The organism is Paenibacillus sp. plas6 (assembly GCF_057221655.1).
The window spans coordinates 4,043,258-4,060,423 of sequence record NZ_CM170151.1 but is presented as its reverse complement, the minus strand read 5'-3'; the positions used below and the strand labels follow the sequence as shown (position 1 = coordinate 4,060,423).

The 17,166-nt window shown below is 41.8% G+C and carries 17 protein-coding genes; 1 reads left to right on the top strand and 16 read right to left on the bottom strand.

Annotated features, from left to right (window positions below; genetic code table 11):
* Nucleotides 1–6: 6 nt before the first annotated feature.
* From AC2TDL_RS17930 to AC2TDL_RS17920, 3 genes are read right to left on the bottom strand one after another with little or no spacing between them, the layout of a single operon-like run.
* The gene (locus AC2TDL_RS17930; RefSeq protein ID WP_484697407.1) at nucleotides 7–864 is read right to left on the bottom strand and encodes a DegV family protein; all 858 of its coding nucleotides are present in this window, start codon (nucleotides 862–864) and stop codon (nucleotides 7–9) included.
* A 35-nt stretch (nucleotides 865–899) separates the two neighbouring features.
* Complete coding sequence (locus AC2TDL_RS17925; RefSeq protein ID WP_484697406.1) at nucleotides 900–2,642, bottom strand: DAK2 domain-containing protein; 1,743 nt, start codon at nucleotides 2,640–2,642, stop codon at nucleotides 900–902.
* A gap of 17 nt (nucleotides 2,643–2,659) precedes the next feature.
* Entirely contained in the window at nucleotides 2,660–3,019 is a 360-nt protein-coding gene (locus AC2TDL_RS17920) for an Asp23/Gls24 family envelope stress response protein (protein ID WP_484697405.1), read from the bottom strand.
* A 243-nt stretch (nucleotides 3,020–3,262) separates the two neighbouring features.
* Between AC2TDL_RS17920 and rpmB the strand changes: the two genes are divergently transcribed.
* Nucleotides 3,263–3,451, top strand: a complete 189-nt coding sequence (gene rpmB, locus AC2TDL_RS17915; RefSeq protein ID WP_484697404.1) for a 50S ribosomal protein L28 — start codon at nucleotides 3,263–3,265, stop codon at nucleotides 3,449–3,451.
* A 91-nt stretch (nucleotides 3,452–3,542) separates the two neighbouring features.
* Here rpmB and spoVM read toward each other — a convergent pair whose 3' ends face one another.
* The 13 genes from spoVM to AC2TDL_RS17850 all read right to left on the bottom strand — a co-directional run bounded on the left by spoVM (nucleotide 3,543) and on the right by AC2TDL_RS17850 (nucleotide 17,144).
* Nucleotides 3,543–3,623: a stage V sporulation protein SpoVM gene (gene spoVM / locus AC2TDL_RS17910; RefSeq protein ID WP_010345573.1), complete on the bottom strand. Its 81-nt coding sequence runs from the start codon at nucleotides 3,621–3,623 to the stop codon at nucleotides 3,543–3,545.
* A gap of 120 nt (nucleotides 3,624–3,743) precedes the next feature.
* On the bottom strand, nucleotides 3,744–4,022 hold the full coding sequence (locus AC2TDL_RS17905; RefSeq protein WP_484697403.1) for a hypothetical protein: 279 nt from the start codon (nucleotides 4,020–4,022) through the stop codon (nucleotides 3,744–3,746).
* A 19-nt stretch (nucleotides 4,023–4,041) separates the two neighbouring features.
* Nucleotides 4,042–4,686 carry a ribulose-phosphate 3-epimerase gene (gene rpe / locus AC2TDL_RS17900; protein WP_484697402.1) on the bottom strand — a complete coding sequence of 215 codons (645 nt, stop codon included), beginning with the start codon at nucleotides 4,684–4,686 and terminating at the stop codon, nucleotides 4,042–4,044.
* Between the two features lie 5 nt (nucleotides 4,687–4,691).
* Nucleotides 4,692–5,684 (bottom strand): ribosome small subunit-dependent GTPase A, encoded by a 993-nt coding sequence (rsgA, locus tag AC2TDL_RS17895; RefSeq protein ID WP_484697401.1) that lies wholly within the window; start codon nucleotides 5,682–5,684, stop codon nucleotides 4,692–4,694.
* A complete protein-coding gene (gene pknB, locus AC2TDL_RS17890; RefSeq protein ID WP_484697400.1) occupies nucleotides 5,644–7,824 on the bottom strand; it encodes a Stk1 family PASTA domain-containing Ser/Thr kinase in 2,181 nt (726 codons plus the stop codon). Before pknB ends, rsgA begins: the two co-directional genes overlap by 41 nt.
* Nucleotides 7,821–8,582, bottom strand: a complete 762-nt coding sequence (locus AC2TDL_RS17885) for a Stp1/IreP family PP2C-type Ser/Thr phosphatase (RefSeq protein WP_484701277.1) — start codon at nucleotides 8,580–8,582, stop codon at nucleotides 7,821–7,823. Before AC2TDL_RS17885 ends, pknB begins: the two co-directional genes overlap by 4 nt.
* A gap of 12 nt (nucleotides 8,583–8,594) precedes the next feature.
* Complete coding sequence (gene rlmN / locus AC2TDL_RS17880) at nucleotides 8,595–9,641, bottom strand: dual-specificity RNA methyltransferase RlmN (RefSeq protein WP_484697399.1); 1,047 nt, start codon at nucleotides 9,639–9,641, stop codon at nucleotides 8,595–8,597.
* Nucleotides 9,642–9,801: 160 nt separating this feature from the next.
* On the bottom strand, nucleotides 9,802–11,298 hold the full coding sequence (rsmB, locus tag AC2TDL_RS17875; protein ID WP_484697398.1) for a 16S rRNA (cytosine(967)-C(5))-methyltransferase RsmB: 1,497 nt from the start codon (nucleotides 11,296–11,298) through the stop codon (nucleotides 9,802–9,804).
* Entirely contained in the window at nucleotides 11,295–12,245 is a 951-nt protein-coding gene (fmt, locus tag AC2TDL_RS17870; RefSeq protein WP_484697397.1) for a methionyl-tRNA formyltransferase, read from the bottom strand. Before fmt ends, rsmB begins: the two co-directional genes overlap by 4 nt.
* 2 nt (nucleotides 12,246–12,247) lie before the next feature.
* Complete coding sequence (def, locus tag AC2TDL_RS17865; protein WP_484697396.1) at nucleotides 12,248–12,736, bottom strand: peptide deformylase; 489 nt, start codon at nucleotides 12,734–12,736, stop codon at nucleotides 12,248–12,250.
* A gap of 81 nt (nucleotides 12,737–12,817) precedes the next feature.
* Entirely contained in the window at nucleotides 12,818–15,304 is a 2,487-nt protein-coding gene (gene priA / locus AC2TDL_RS17860) for a primosomal protein N' (RefSeq protein WP_484701275.1), read from the bottom strand.
* An 18-nt stretch (nucleotides 15,305–15,322) separates the two neighbouring features.
* Entirely contained in the window at nucleotides 15,323–16,516 is a 1,194-nt protein-coding gene (coaBC, locus tag AC2TDL_RS17855) for a bifunctional phosphopantothenoylcysteine decarboxylase/phosphopantothenate--cysteine ligase CoaBC (protein ID WP_484697395.1), read from the bottom strand.
* A 100-nt stretch (nucleotides 16,517–16,616) separates the two neighbouring features.
* The gene (locus AC2TDL_RS17850) at nucleotides 16,617–17,144 is read right to left on the bottom strand and encodes a YfiT family bacillithiol transferase (protein ID WP_484697394.1); all 528 of its coding nucleotides are present in this window, start codon (nucleotides 17,142–17,144) and stop codon (nucleotides 16,617–16,619) included.
* Nucleotides 17,145–17,166 lie beyond the last annotated feature (22 nt).

Below are 17,166 nucleotides of genomic sequence, written 5' to 3'. Positions count from 1 at the left end.
GCTTCGTCACACCTTATATAAAAATACAGCTGAAGTTCCGGGACCAGTATGAGTTCCAATAACAACACCTATGTGTGCATGATTGATTTCTTTCACATTTAGTGCTGCTGTAACTTTTGCTTCCAATTCATCAGGTATCGTTTGCTCATCCGTCTTAGAAACAATTAATCCAACTTCTGTATCTCCGTAGCTTGCCTTTAACAATTCTACAATGCGAGCGATCGCCTTCTTCGTACCGCGTGCTTTGTCCACTGAATAAATAGAACCATTCGGCTCTAAAGACAATATCGGTTTAATATTTAGTAGTGAACCAATAAATGCTGCAGCCTTACCGATACGTCCGCCTTTTTGCAAATATTCAAGGGTATCAACTAAGAAATAAATTTCTGTATTTTTTTTACGTTCCTCGACAGCTTGTAAAATTTCTTCAACGGATGCTCCTTGCTGAGCAAGTCGAGCAGCTAACACAACTAACATCCCGTGACCAGCTGATGCCGAACGACTGTCAACGACATGAATGTTTTCACCAGCCTCTTCAAGCATGCTTTTTGCAATCGTTGCTGATTGAAATGTTCCGCTTAATACAGATGCAATATGGAAAGAAATGATTGGCGCATCTGGATCTTCTTTAAGCAATGCTTCAAAAACTTCAACAAAGTCAGCAGGTGATGGCTGAGAAGTTGTTGGCGTAATCGGCGAAGATTTTAACTTCGCATAAAACTCTTCTGCAGTTATGTCTACTCCGTCACGATAAGTTTCTTCTCCAAACAACACTTTCAAGGAAACCATTTTGATGTCATATTTTTCGCGAATTTCTAATGGAATATCTGCAGTACTGTCTGTCACAATACGAACCTTACTCATAACGATTGTCCTCCTTAAATTGTATTGCCTTCGATCTATTCAACAGCAAATACATACGGATAAAGAGGTTGCCCTCCATACTGCAAATCAATTTCAATATCACTATAATTTTCAGTTATCCATTCGCATAGCTCTGAAGTAATTTCTTCCGTGGAACCTTCACCAGTAAGTATTGTCAAAATATCTGCTCCCTCAGCAAGCATATTTTCTAGCAATGCTTTGGATGCAGCCAGCAATTCAGGCTGCGACGTTACAATTGTTTTTTCCTTAATTCCGATATAGTGTCCTTCTTGAACGTTCACTCCGTCAATGCTCGTATCGCGAACAGCTTTCGTCACTTGACCGGAAGTTACCATACTCGCAGCACTAATCATCCATTCCTTATTACGCTCAGGAGTTTCATCTTCTTTAAACGCCAACACCGCAGCAATACCTTGCGGAATAGTTTTCGTTGGGATGACTGTTACCGAACGATCTGTAAGCTCAATCGCTTGCTCTGCAGCAAGAATAATATTACTGTTGTTAGGTAAAATGAAGATGTGCTCTGCAGACAGAGATTCTATTGCTTTTACAAAATCCTCTGTGCTCGGATTCATCGTTTGACCGCCACTTAAAACAATATCTACATCACTGCTGGAGAAAATTTCAGAAACACCGTCTCCAAGCGCGACAGCAATGATTCCGTATGGTGCACGTTCAATCCCATGTTCTGTTGGACGGTTATCGATAGCCTGTCCTGCAAGCAATTCAGCTGCAGTTAAATTAACTGCATCTGGTTGTTGATTTTGCTCCGCTAAAATTTCACGATGTTGCTCACGCATATTTAAAATATGAATATCTGTCAACTCACCATATTGTACGGACAAATTAATTACATCACCAGGTTTACGGGAATGTACATGTACTTTTATGACATCATCATCAGTAATTACAAGAATAGAATCTCCATCCTTAGCTAATGCTTTTTTGTAAGCGGATTCATCAAATTCTGCCACCGATGTTCCCGGTAAATTACGTTTGATAAAAAATTCCATATCATAAAAATATTCGATATCTAATGTTTCCAGCTTAGCTTGAGCTGATATTGGCTCGACATGCTCTGGAACATAAACCTCGGCTGGTGCTGCTTCAGAAACGAACTCTTCAGCTTCTTCAGCCACAGTGCCAGATAAGTATTGAACAAATCCTTCATAAATAAATACAAGTCCTTGACCGCCTGAATCGACAACACCAACCTGTTTTAAGACTGGCAATTGCTCAGGTGTTTTTAACAGTGCCTCTTGCGCTTTGCTATGCACTTCTCGCATTAATTCATCAACATCTGTGTTGCGTCGTGCATATTGCACAGCATGACGTGCAGCCTCTCTTGCAACGGTTAAAATGGTTCCCTCTACTGGTTTTACAACTGCTTTATAGGCAAAATCTACACCATGTTGAAATGCAGCTGCAATTTCAATTGCGGTAGCTTCTTTACTGTTTGCTAACGATTTAGCAAAGCCTCTAAACAATTGTGACAAGATAACGCCTGAGTTGCCGCGAGCTCCCATTAGCAAACCTTTAGAGAGTGCTTCCGCTGCCTTCCCAATATCAGTTGATGGCTTTTTCTTTAATTCTGTAACTCCTGAAGTCATAGTCAGATTCATATTCGTTCCAGTATCTCCATCTGGCACTGGAAACACGTTGAGTGAGTTTACTTTTTCAGCATTACTTTTTAGTACGCTAGCGCCTTGTAATGCCATCGCTGTAAAATCTGATCCGTTAATAACTCGCTTACCCAAAAAAATTCCCCTTCCTGCTAGGTAGATACCCTTACATCTTGCACAATAATATTTACTTCATTTACGTTTAGGCCAATCACATCATTTAAAACATATTTTACCTTAGATCGAATATTATTTGCTACTTCTGAAATTTTTGTACCATAGCTAACAACAATGTGCAGGTCAATATCAATTCCAGTTGGCACTTGTCTTATTTCAATACCTTTAGTCCAATTGTCCCGACCTAGTAGAACTGCTATTCCATCCTTCAACCCGTTTCGTGATGCCATTCCAACAAGTCCATAACACTCTAATGCAGCGTAGCCAGTAATTGTCGCAATCACTCGATCAGATATCAAGATACGTCCTTGATCATTGTCTATCTGAATTGGCATGCCAATCACTCCCTACAAAATAGTATGGACTGAAATCCATTGTACTATAAACTAGCGTTTTATAGAAGTCAATTGTAAAATTCGTTGAACAGCTACCAAATTAACTTGCTTGAACTGTAACATTATGATATGATATTTAGGCGTGTTTATATTTAAATGTTTGTAATATGAACTTAAACAAGTTTCATTAACGAGAATGAACGGTCAAGCTGATATTGGATAACCCATGAAGGAGGTGTTTTCATGTCTCGCAAATGTTTCGTAACTGGAAAAGCGCCAAGAAGAGGTAATAACGTATCTCACGCTAACAACGCGACTCGCCGTACTTGGGGAGTTAACGTACAAAAGGTTCGTATTCTGGTTGACGGTAAACCAAAACGTGTATACGTCAGCGCTCGTGCGTTGAAATCTGGCAAAGTGACTCGTGTTTAATTTGCCATAGACAAAAGCACCTGATATTCAGGTGCTTTTTTGTTGTTCAATTCACCATTCAAGAATGGATCATCCAACGGTTTTTATACAATTAATTCTTTTGAAACGTATTTAGTATAGCTTTAACAAATCCACCTAAAAATTTTGGCAGCTTAATCGTATAAAATTTCATGCTCACCCCTCCTCCAAACGCAGTGACTCATGCCCAACGAATCCCCACTCTCGTAAAACATATTATGCGGAAACTGAGCAACATAGACCATTGTTAGAAAAGAGATTGCACATTAATTCATTATACTGCCCCTGAAAATAACTCTGGATGTTCCTTAAGGTATTGAATCATAGTCGTAATAAGAACGAAAAGGAAATAGAACACAATTCCGACTAAAATAAATGCGATGCGCAAGCCAATAGATTCGAAGCGACGAAAAAAACGAAATCCAATATAAAGAGTAAGCAATGAAAAAATGTATTTCAACATACTAGGAATGATTGAAAACATGGTTAATGTCGCACCAGCTAACAACGCATACCATAACACCCACATAGTAGTTGCAAACTTAGATTTCATATTTTATTTTCTCCTAATTTTAACGAAGTTCTGCGATAGCTTTTGCGCGATCTGGATGAGTAAATACTGCATTACCTGCAACGAGCACATTTGCGCCTGCGTCACGCACTAATTTAGCTGTTTGCGCATTAATTCCTCCGTCAACCTGTACATCGACATGAGAAAGCTGACGTTCTGCAAGCATAGCTCTAAGCTGACGAAGCTTATTTGTGGAGTAAGGGATAAAGCTTTGTCCACCAAAGCCAGGGTTAACAGTCATAATTAGCACAAGATCTACATCGTCTAACACAGACTCTAACACCGATACAGGCGTTGCTGGATTAATCGCCACACCTGCTGGCAGTCCCGCTTCCTTAATCGCATAAATAGTGCGATGCAAGTGCGTACAAGCTTCTGCATGGACTGTAATACGGTCTGCCCCAGCAGCAATATAATCTTTCAAGCTTAGCTCTGGACGTTCTATCATAAGATGTACATCAAAGGTTAGTTGTGTCACTGGTCGAACAGCACTAATTACTGGCGGTCCAAAAGTTAAGTTTGGCACATAATGGCCGTCCATAACATCAATATGTATCCAGTCTGCTCCTGCTTCTTCCACAGATTTAATTTCAGCGCCCAATTGAGCAAAATTAGCTGATAAAATTGATGGTGCAATTATTGTCATTTCAGTTAGTACCTCCGCTTTTGTTCTTTAAACTCTGCAAGAAAAGCCAGATAATGTTGATATCTGCTTGATGAGATTTTACCAGCTTCTAGAGCAGCTAACACAGCACAGCCTGGCTCCTGTACATGCGTGCATCCTCTAAACTTACATTCGGGTGAAAGCTCACGAATTTCTACAAACCCATAACCTAAATCTGATATTCCGAGCTCAGAAAAATCTAGTTGACTAAATCCTGGCGTATCGGCAACGAATCCTCCGCCAATATCAATTAATTCAACATGGCGAGTTGTATGTTTACCTCGACCAAGTTTATTACTAATCATATTTGTTTCTAATTGCAATCCTGGAACAAGCGCGTTTAACAACGAAGACTTTCCAACCCCAGATTGCCCTGCAAAAACAGCTACATGACCCTTTAAGCGCTCATGTAGCGCTTCAATTCCTTGGTGATCACGAGAGCTTGTATTATAAATTTCATAGCCTAGATCCCCATAAATTTGCTGCACTTTCTCTATCGTTTGCTTTGCCTCTGCTTGTATATTTTGCTGCTCTTCCGTAGTTGCATAAGCAAAGTCTTGCTTGCTTAAGCAAAGGATAGGTTTAATTCCAGAATGTTCTATATGGACTAGAAACTTATCTAGCAGTTGAAAGCTAAGCGAAGGCTCTACGACAGAAAAAACGAGTACAGCCAAATCTACATTCGCTACAGGAGGACGAATTAACTCACTAGAGCGGGGCAAAATTTCAACTACTGTCCCCTCGCCGTTCTCTGTTAGCACATAGTATACTTCATCACCAACAAGCGGAGTAATCCCCTTCTTTTTAAAAACTCCTCTAGCACGGCATTGCACCGTGCTAGAGGAAGTTTGCTCATCTCGAGGCTGAACGTAGTAATACCCGCTTAAAGCTTTCACAATCACACCAGGCAGTGATGCTGATGAATCAGACAACACTTGTTCATTCTTCTGTTTGGTGCGCCTGTTGATCGCTTTGCTCATGATTCATTGCCTCCATATCTTCTTGCTCAGAATCTTCCCAAGAGTTCTCATGGGATGGTGTTGGAGTTGGTGTAGGTTCTTCTCCAGGAATAACCATCTCATGTGTTCCCTTATTAATATCGCTATATTTTATGCTTCGTATATCCATAAACACACCGTCGCGATGAACAGAAACTTTCGCAACTGTATCCGGATCAAGCACAAGGGTTACTGGAATATCGACTGTACTTGTAATCGTACGTGTATCTAGCTCCAAGTTTTCTCCTCGAGCATCTGAATAATAAATTTTCACTTCACTCGATTCACCAAATTTGGCTGGAGAAATTCGCACATTGAACTGATAAGTCTTCGCATCCTTAGGATAGCCAGAACTTACCGTAACTGATACACTGCTTCCTTTAGCAATTTGCTCGCCAGGATGAGCGCTTTCTTGTGAAATAATATGATCCTTTTCAAATAAGTAACTCGGCTCATATTTAATATTCTTTTCTTCTAAAACAAGCCCGCGTGACTCAAGCAATACTTTTGCATCCTTCAAACGAGCATCCGTCAAATCAGGCATTTCAACTAGCTCTGGACCGGCACTGACAACAAAAGTAATTTGAGCTTCATCAGGATTAATATCTTCTCCAGCTTCTGGAGTTTGCTCTAAAATTGTTCCTGCAGGAGAATCATCATGAATCTCCTTGAAGGTAATTTGCGATTCTTTAATTCCAAGCTCGATAAGCGCATTAAGTGCCTGCTGCTTAGTAGACCCAACATAACTAAGCAGCTTTTTAAGTTCTGGTCCATCACTAACGGTCAGCTTAATATAAGCGCCTTTTTTCACCTTCATGCTCATTTTCGATTGCGCCATCACTTCGCCCTTAGGCACAAGCTTGCTAAATTCTCGCTCTATCGGCTCCTCTACATTTAAGCCAACTTTCATCAGCTCTTCACGAGCTGCTTCTTCAGTCATCCCAACGACATATGGAACTTCAACATCCTCAGTCTTAAAGGAATCGACTAACTTTATAAAACCAAAGATAAGAACAGCTAAAAACACAAGAGTTATAACAACAACCAATAATGGCTTTTTCCAAGTGCCTGATGATTTTTCCTCTTCGTTCTCTGCCCAGCGTGCAGTATTCGTATTTACTGCTCCAGTATTGCTATATCGCCCAGTAGCAGTATTTGAATATTGTCCAGTAGCTCCGCTGCGTACCATCGTATTACTCATATCACCATAGCTGCTAGTAGATGAAGAGCGAATCGCAGGCATAACTTTTGTTTCCTGCATATCCACAGACTCATAAAACGTAATCTTAGGCTCATTAAGACGATGCGGCAATAAACAAGTTTCAAGATCGTCAAGCATCGCTCTTGCAGACTCATAACGCTCACTAGGGTTTTTCCGCATCGACTTCAGCACGATATTTTCTAATGCTTGCGGGATAAGTCGATTCACCTTACGCGGCTCTTCAAAATCCTCTTGCAAATGCTTAAGTGCAATACTAATCGGACTTTCACCTAAGAAAGGCAGTTTGCCAGTTAACATTTGATACAGCACAATACCTAATGAATATAGATCCGACTTTTCTCCAGTATTTACGCCTTTTGCGTGCTCAGGGGAAAAGTAATGAACGGAACCAACAACTGAACCTGTCTGTGTAATTTTCGAGGAAGTTGCTGCGCGAGCAATCCCAAAGTCAGTTACCTTTACTCTGCCATTATTGCCAATTAATATATTATGCGGCTTAATATCGCGATGTATGATATTGTTCGAGTGCGCATGATCTAGAGCATCACAGATTTGCTGAGCAATATGAACAGCTTCCTCAATTTGCAGCGGTGCACGCTCCATAATAATTTCATTCAAATTATGACCTTCCACGTACTCCATAACAATATAGTGAATATCATCTTGCTGCCCAACATCGTATATACTTACCACATTCGGATGAGACAACGCAGCAGCACTTTGCGCTTCGCGACGGAACCGACTAATAAACTCCTCATCGTTGACAAATTGCTGACGCAATACCTTAACCGCAACTTTGCGATTAAGCAACACATCATGTGCTTTATAGACAAGCGCCATCCCTCCACCGCCAATGCGAGAGATGATCTCATAACGTCCTGCCAAATCATTTCCGATCATTGCGCTGCCTCCCTTACATCGGGATCTTGTGACATATCACATAAAATAAGAGTAATATTATCATCTCCGCCTGCCTGCAACGCTAACTGAATTAACTCATCTGCACGCTGCTCAAGCGGAGCTACGGAAGCTACCGTACGATGCAATTCTTCTTCACTTACACGATTACTTAAGCCATCACTGCAAAGAAGCAAAATATCTTGTTTATTCCACTCTAAAATTCGCACGTCAACTTCAATATCATCTTCCGTACCAATTGCACGAGTAAGTACATTTTTACGAGGATGATGTTCGGCTTCCTCAGCAGTTAATTGTCCTGAACGAACTAAGGCATTAACTAGCGAATGATCCTCAGTAAGCAATTCCAACTGTTCACTATTTATGCGGTAAGCTCTGCTGTCACCAACATGTCCGATTACGACAAGCTGATTAATTATTAATGCCGCAACAATCGTTGTGCCCATATTATGATATTGTGTTAATTGTCTCGCAAGGCTATAGATTTCATCATTGGCTTGGCGAATTGCGATACGCATTAATCGCTTTGCATCCTCCGCAGTCCAGTTTTCAATATCAACGTGCTGCTGAACTACGCGTTTGAACGCTTCAACTGCAACTTGACTAGCTACATCGCCAGCTTGATGACCACCCATACCATCTGCAACGATGGCAAATGCCAGCTGGTCGTTAATCACTCCAGTCAAGGCTGAATCCTCATTAACTTGACGAACCCTACCAATATCACTACGGTTAACCATTAACACGCTTCATCACCCCGTCGTAGATTCCATATGTTTTGCACGTAGCTGACCGCATGCTGCTGCAATATCATGTCCTTGCTCTCGACGAATAGTTACATTGATGCCGTGTTTTTCAAGTGTCTTTGCGAACTCAAAAATATCGTTACGCGGAGTACGAACATAATTTCGTTCAGGTACGTGGTTGACAGGAATCAAATTGACATGACAGAGCATGTCCTTAATGACGCTAGCCAGCTCCTCGGCATGCTCAACCTGATCGTTAACTCCACCAATTAACGCATATTCAAATGTAATGCGTCGACCAGTTTTATCTAGGTAATAACGAATTGCCTTAATTACCTCGTCAAATGGATAACGACGATTGACAGGCATAAGCTTAGAACGAAGCTTATCATTTGGTGCATGAATCGACAAAGCTAAATTAATTTGGGTATTCTCATCAGCAAATTTGTAAATGCTCGGTACAATACCGCTTGTCGACACCGTAATATGGCGTTGACCAATATTCAACCCTTTTTCATGAATCATATTTCTTAAAAAGGTCATCGTTGCATCATAGTTTTCAAAAGGTTCTCCTGAACCCATAATTACAATACTTGAAACGCGCTCATTAGATGCATCAAGCATTTGTTGTGCAGTTACGACCTGCGCAACAATTTCCCCTGCGGTAAGATTTCGTTTTAGTCCACCTAGCGTTGAGGCACAAAATGTGCATCCAATCCGACAGCCAACTTGAGTCGTTACACATACACTGTTGCCGTAACTGTGACGCATAATAACTGTTTCAATTGCATGATTGTCATGCAGACCGAACAAAAACTTAACCGTACCATCACGCGATTCTAGCCTTGTAATCTCATTTAACGTAACAAACTGAAAATGATCAGCAAGCTTTTGACGTAAGCTTTTAGACAAATTCGTCATCTCATCAAAGCTTTTTACTCGCTTCACATATATCCAGTCAAATACTTGATCAGCGCGGAATGATTTTTCACCATTCTCGCTCATCCATTCTTTTAACTGATCATGTGTATAGTCATAAATAAAAGGTTTCATTATATCACACCTGTATTCAATTTTAATAAGTCTTTTGCGCTCTTACATTCAGCACTGCCACTATTTTAACACAAACATTGCATGACAGCTATTGTGACGTATGTGCTGTCAAAAAGTTGCTGTCCGTCACATTTTCTTCACTAATTATTTTTCTCATGCTTTATTTATCCATTCTTCGTAAGCGCGCAATAAAGAATCCATCGCTACCGGCATGATAAGGCATTATTTGCAATTGTCCAGAAAAATCAGCACTAACCATATTGAGTTTTTTTAAACGTTCAAGCAACTCTGGCTGCCAATTACGATCAAGTTCAAATTCTGGATGGTTAGCTAAAAATGCAGCGATCTGCTGCTCATTTTCTTCGCTTGCGATCGTGCATGTGCTATAGACTAGCGTGCCGCCAGGCTTAACGAGTCCGCTCACCGCTTCTAGCAGCTCCGCTTGAATTTTAGCTATAGAAGCTATATCTTCTTCTGACTTGCTCCATTTAATTTCCGGCTTACGACGAATAACCCCTAAACCGCTGCAGGGCGCATCAAGCAGTACTGCATCAAAGCTTGCTGGAGAAAGCTTTGATGCAAGCTCTTTTGCATCACCACTGGATGTTTCGATATGAGATAGCCCAAGTCGCACAGCTTGCTCAGCAATAAGCTTACGCTTATGCTCATGCAAATCATTTGCAAGCAGCTTTCCTTGTCCCTGCATCAACTCTCCGATATGCATACTTTTTCCGCCTGGAGCAGCACATGCATCCAAAATCGTCATGCCTGGTCGAGGATCCAGTACTTCCGCAACGAGCATCGAGCTTTCATCCTGCATCGACCAATATCCAGCAAAAAAGTTAGGATGGTTAGCAAGATTTCCTCCTCGCTCCACATTTATTCCTGCCGCTGCTAAAGGCGACGGGGTTGCGCTTATTCCTTCCTCGTTCAGCGTCTCAAGCATTTCCTTAACCGACGTTTTCATCGTATTAATTCGAATCGAATTATGAGGCGGTTCATTGCTTGCTGCTAGCAGCTTTTCCGTTATCTCGCTGCCATAAATATTAATCCAGCGTTGGACTAGCCATAACGGAAATGAGTACCGCACACTTAAAGTTTCTGCAATATCGTCTAAAACAATATTGTCGATTGTTAGCTCTCCTTGCCGACGCAACACATTACGCAGCACACCGTTGACCATGCCCGATATGCCTTGATGCCCTTTTTTCTTCGCAATCTTTACTGCCTCATTAACGGCAGCATGGGCAGGGATACGATCGAGCCAAATAAGCTGATAAATACTCATTCGCAGCAATTGATGTACCCATAATTCGAGCTTATGTAGCCCTTTACTTACAAGCTGCGCTAACCAATAATCAATCGTTAGCTTGCGACTAATTGTGCCGTAGACTAATTCTGTTACAAGCGCAGCATCCTGACGTGACAAGTGTTGCTCCTGCAAACTGCGGTTTAGCTGCAAATTACTATATGCACCCGACTGTTCAACCTTAATTAAAATTTCAAGAGCAAGCAGTCGAGCTGATTTATTAGTTGAACTAGCCAACGACTCAGCCTGTCTAGATTGCACTGATTTGGCGCTATTTTTATTAGTTGAATTCGATTTTACCGAATGTTGCTTTCCATTATTGTGTCGGTTTTGCTTTGAAATGCTCATGATAATACCTCATTGCTAAAGCTCGTTCCTACAATTGAGCGAGCACCTTGTATCCAATCCTTTACATCCATTTTACGTTTTCCTGCAGGCTGAATAACCGTTAACAGCAATTGACCTTTGCCTGTTTGTACAACGATCCCTTCTGACGAAGCAGATACGATAACACCAGGAGCGGCATTACTTGCATCCTTATCGTTTAGCGGCTGACAGCCCCATACTTTAAATACTTCGCCATTCAGCAGCGTATATGCCCCTGCCATTGGTGATAAACCGCGCACTTGATTATAGATCTCTTCTGCGCTTTTCTCCCAATGGATAACCTCATCCTCACGAGTTAAATTCGGTGCATAAGTAGCAAGTGACTCATCCTGTGGCGTAGCGGTAAGCTCTCCTCTTAATAGAGGTGGCAAAGTTTTAATGAGAAGCTTGGCACCTGCAATACTTAGCTTTTCAAACATAGTGCCTGATGTATCCTCATGTAAAATTGGCAGCGTCACAGAGCTAATCATGTCACCAGTATCAAGCCCCTCTGCCATATACATAATCGTTACACCTGTTTCTTTTTCTCCATTAATAATCGAACGCTGAATCGGCGCACCGCCGCGATATTTTGGAAGCAGCGAGCCATGAACATTAATACAGCCATGCTTTGGCAATTCTAATATAGCCTTCGGTAAAATTTGACCGTAGGCCGCCGTAATAATTAAGTCTGGCTTATACGACGCAACCTCAGCTATCGCTTCCTCATTTCTCATTCGTTCGGGCTGTAAAACCGGTAATCCAAGCTCTAAAGCCACTTCTTTGACAGGAGATGGTGTAAGCAGTTTTTTTCTCCCTTTTGGGCGGTCTGGTTGAGTAACGACCGCCACAATCTCGTAGCCCTGTTCAATTAATGCGCGCAATGACGGTACAGCAAAGCTTGGCGTCCCCATAAAAACAATACGCATCGTTATTTTTCGCCGCCTTTTTTCACACGATCAGAAATATCGTACGTATTTAATGCAATGTCTGTAAATAAAACGCCATTCAAATGATCGACCTCATGCTGGAATGCCCGTGCTAAAAATCCAGTTGCTTCCATCGTAAAAGTTTCGCCATCACTGTTTTGTCCTTGGATAACGATACGTTCAGCGCGCAGTACTTCACCATTTAGGTTAGGAATACTTAGACAGCCTTCTGGACCAATTTGCTCCCCTTCACGCTCTAAAATAACTGGATTAACCATTTCAATTAGACCATGTTCATCCCCTACATCAACGACTATAACACGCTTTGAAATTCCAATTTGCGGTGCAGCAAGACCTACACCATCCGCATCATACATCGTATCTGCCATATCCTTTAGCAGCTTTTTAAGATTAGCGTTAAATTTTGTTACTTCCTTTGCAACCTCGCGCAGCACAGGATCTGGATCTTTTACAATTATTCGAATACTCATTTTGTTCCCTCACTTATTTAAAATCAATTTACTTTTCATACGCATTAAAACATATAAAGCTCGTATAACACTATAATCGATTTATACTATGACTTGTGGGTCAACATCAACGCTAAACGTTACCTGCTTATTGCTTTTACCTGCAACAAATGGCTCCATAGCACGCTCAACCAGAGCAGAAGCGTCAATGCTACCTCGATATTTTATCACACATTGATAACGGTAGCGATCTTTGATTCTTGCTAGCGGAGAAGCTACTGGACCTAAAACTTCCATCGCTCGCATCATTCTACTATTTAACGGTACGAGAACACCTTCAAATTGCGCAATCTCTTTAAGCTCGTTAACAAAGCGCATACTAACATCCACCAGCTGATCAAGACGTTCCGAGGACATCGTAATACATATTAAACGGCAATATGGTGGATACATCATACTCATTCTTAGCTCAAGCTCTTGCGCAATGAATTGCTCATAATTATGTTCTGCTGCCGCCAAAATTGCATAATGCTCAGGATTATAGGTTTGAACATAAACTTCACCCTGCAAATGGTGACGTCCTGCGCGTCCTGCCACCTGAGTAAGCAGTTGAAACGTTCGCTCAGCAGAACGAAAATCTGGCAAATTTAACGTTGTATCTGCGGCAATTACCCCTACTAATGTAACATATGGGAAATCAAGTCCTTTTGCAACCATCTGGGTTCCTAATAAAACATCTGCCTTTCGCTCTCCAAAAGCTTGCAGCAGCTTTTCGTGCGCATTTTTCTCCGTTGTTGTATCCACATCCATACGGATGACACGAATCCCAGGAAATAGCTTTGCTAGTTCTTCTTCTACCTTTTGCGTGCCTGTGCCAAAAAAACGAATATGTTCAGATTGACATTCTGGACAAGTTTTTGGCTCCTGCTCGGTATAGCCGCAATAGTGACAGCGCAACACATGATTTTTTTGATGATAGGTTAATGAAATATCACAATGCGGACAACTTGCAGTATATCCGCAAGAGCGACACATTACAAACGTTGAATACCCCCTGCGATTTAGCAACAGCACCGTTTGTTCTTGACGCTCTAGGCGTTGCTTTAATGCCTCATATAAGGCACTGCTAAACATCGAGCGATTGCCATTAGATAATTCTTGACGCATATCAACAATATGTACAGTTGGCATATGCTGACCAGCCACTCGTTCAGGCATTGAAATTAGCGGAGCAACCGCAGCTCCCTTAGGCACACGACTAGCCGCTACATATGTTTCTAACGATGGAGTGGCAGAACCTAGTATAACAACCGCCCCATGCTGCTTAGCACGGCGTACAGCCACATCACGTGCATGATACTTAGGCGTATCGTCCTGCTTATAGGAGGACTCATGTTCCTCATCAATAATAATTAAGCCGATGCTGGCAAACGGAGCAAAAATTGCAGAGCGAGCACCTACAACAACATCAGCTTGTCCATTGCGAATTTTACGCCACTCGTCATAGCGTTCTCCTTCAGATAAGCGGCTGTGCATCACTGCTACAGCGTCGCCAAATCTTGATTTAAATCGTTCAACCATTTGCGGAGTTAAAGAAATTTCAGGAACAAGCACAATCGCTTGTCTGCCTTGTTCAAGACAATGAGCAATAGCTTGCAAGTAAACCTCTGTTTTCCCGCTTCCCGTCACCCCATGCAGCAACATCGTTTGGCCGGTACGTCGATCCATTTCGCTAACAATTCGCTCATAGGCATGCCGCTGTAACTCCGTTAAGGCTAGCGGTGAACTTTTTTTAAACACACTATGGCGATAAGGATCTCGTTTTTGCTCTACATCTTTAATTTCGACTAAGCCTTTTTTCGCTAAACCTTGAATAACACTAGAGCTTGTATGAAGTTCTGCCACTAATTGAGACAGCGCAATAGGCTCAGGATTCGCAAGCAAATAATGCATAACTTCTGCTTGCTTGCGAGCTTGCTTATTGGCAGCAAGCTTTTCATTTGCTTCTGCAAGATCTGCAATTGGGAACACCATTTTTACAGTTTTAATGCTCATGCGATCTTTTACTTTGCTGGACAGCTGGAGCACGCCTTGCTGAAGAGCTTGCTTAATCGTCTTATGTTCATCAGGAAACATTTCCATAAGCTTATCAAATTTGATCGCTTGATGCTCCTGTCGCAAAGCAGCAAGCCATAAGCAATCTGCAAATAGACTAGCATCTGCATCTTCATCCAGGGCAATATATTTGACCTCTTTGCCTTTTAACGCAGTTGGCAGCATTACCTGTAAGGCAGCAATGCGAGAGCAGCAATATTTATCGCTTACCCACTCAGAAAGCTCTATTAAATCTGGCAGGAGCGGCGGCTGCGGATCAAGCAGCTCCTTTACATGCTTTAATTTACTTGATTCATATTCACTCTCGCTCGAAAGACCAATAACTACCCCTTGCAGAACGCGTGGACCGAAAGGCACGCCAACACGACTGCCCACTTCAATCCAAGGCTGCAAATTTTTAGGCACCAAATAATCAAAAGGCCGATCCGTCTGACGGCTCGGCACATCGACAATAATATTTGCGATCACATTCATCATCCTTAGCTTGCAAGCTTACTGTGCAGCAGCAATTATTTGCAGCAGCCGCTCTGCAGCAGCACGCTTTGACATTAATGGAAGCTGTTCTGCATTTCCAGCTTTATTGTATATCGTAATCACATTTGTATCATAGTTAAAGCCTGCCCCTTCTTGTGACACATCATTTGCCACAAGAAAATCGCAGTTTTTCCGTTTTAATTTATCTAAAGCATAGGCTTCAACCTGATCCGTCTCCGCAGCAAAGCCAACTAATATCTGATGGGTTTTACGTTGTCCAAGAGTTGCTAGTATATCAGGTGTTTTTTCGAGCTCCAGCACTAGCTGATCTGCATTTCCTTTTTTCAACTTTTGCGAATGCACCTGTTTAGGACGGTAATCTGCCACTGCTGCCGCTTTAATGACTATATCACTCTGCTCATATTCTGCTAGCACAGCGTGCAACATTTGATCCGCAGACTCAACACGAATAAGCTTTACACCCTGCGGCGGACTTACACTTGTTCTTCCTGCAACCACTGTTACCTCTGCCCCCATCTCACGAGCAGCTTCGGCTATTGCATAACCCATTTTACCTGAAGAATCATTTGTAAAATAACGAACTGGATCAAGTCGTTCAATCGTACCGCCTGCTGTTACTAATACCTTTTTCCCGCTTAAAATTTGCGGCTTTGTTAGCCATTGCTGCACCGCTAGAACAATATCCTCAGGCTCGGCAAGCCGACCTTTCGCAACATATCCGCATGCAAGTTGTCCCGTGCCTGGATCAATAAAGTACGCCCCACGCTGTGCAAGCAGCTCCATATTATGCTGAACAGCTGGATGTTCATACATATGAACGTTCATGGCTGGAGCAATGACAAGCGGACTAGTGGCAGCCAGCAACGTCGTACTCAACATATCATCAGCAATACCATGTGCCAGCTTAGCGATAATATTGGCAGTAGCAGGGGCAAGCAAGATGAGATCAGCACGGTCAGCTAAATCAATATGCGTCACAACTTGAGGATCTAGCTCTTGAAATGTATCAATATGCACCCTATTTTTCGATAAGGTCTGTAAAGTTAACGGCGTAATAAACTGCGTCGCCGACTTCGTCATAATGACATGAACCTCTGCTCCAAGCCCCACTAATCTACTGCAGATCGTCGCTGCCTTATATGCAGCAATTCCCCCGCTTATGCCAAGTAAAATCGTTTTCCCCTTTAGCACTGTGTCATCTCCTAACCATCTGTCTATCGTAAAAACTTGAACAACCATAGCTTTATTAATTTACTCAGAAAATATCTATCTCGTCAACTTAGTTTCATCTTTACCAATTGTTTCTTTGTTTTGCCCCTTGGATATGCGCCATATGATGATAGCAATGCCAGCGAGTAAAGCTTAGAAAATGCTTTAATGACATTTGAGTAACCTTTTCTGGATGATAAAACTCTCGCTCAAAATCAGCCATGCTCATTGAACGTAGCAAAGCCGCCATTCTAGAGTATGTTCCTTCAATAATAGATAAGCTTGCATTGATTGGCATTTTAGTAGAATCACTTAACAACGCCCATTCATCCTCGCGGAAAGGTTTAATTGTTGGGTTATTTTCTGTTAACGCAAGCTTAAAGCGGATTAACGCGTTAATCGAAAAATCTGCAACATGATGTACAACCTGACGAATCGTCCAGCTTCCTGCACGAAAAGGCGTATCTAGTTGTTCCTCCGTTAAGCCTTCAACAAGTGATTTCAGCTTGCTCGGATATTCCTGTAATTGTTGAATCCATTCGTCTTTTTGTGATGCAGTCATGCCTTCAAACACAAATCTTCCGATTGGATAATTCAAGTTTTCCATCATAATCCCTCCTAGAGAAATAATA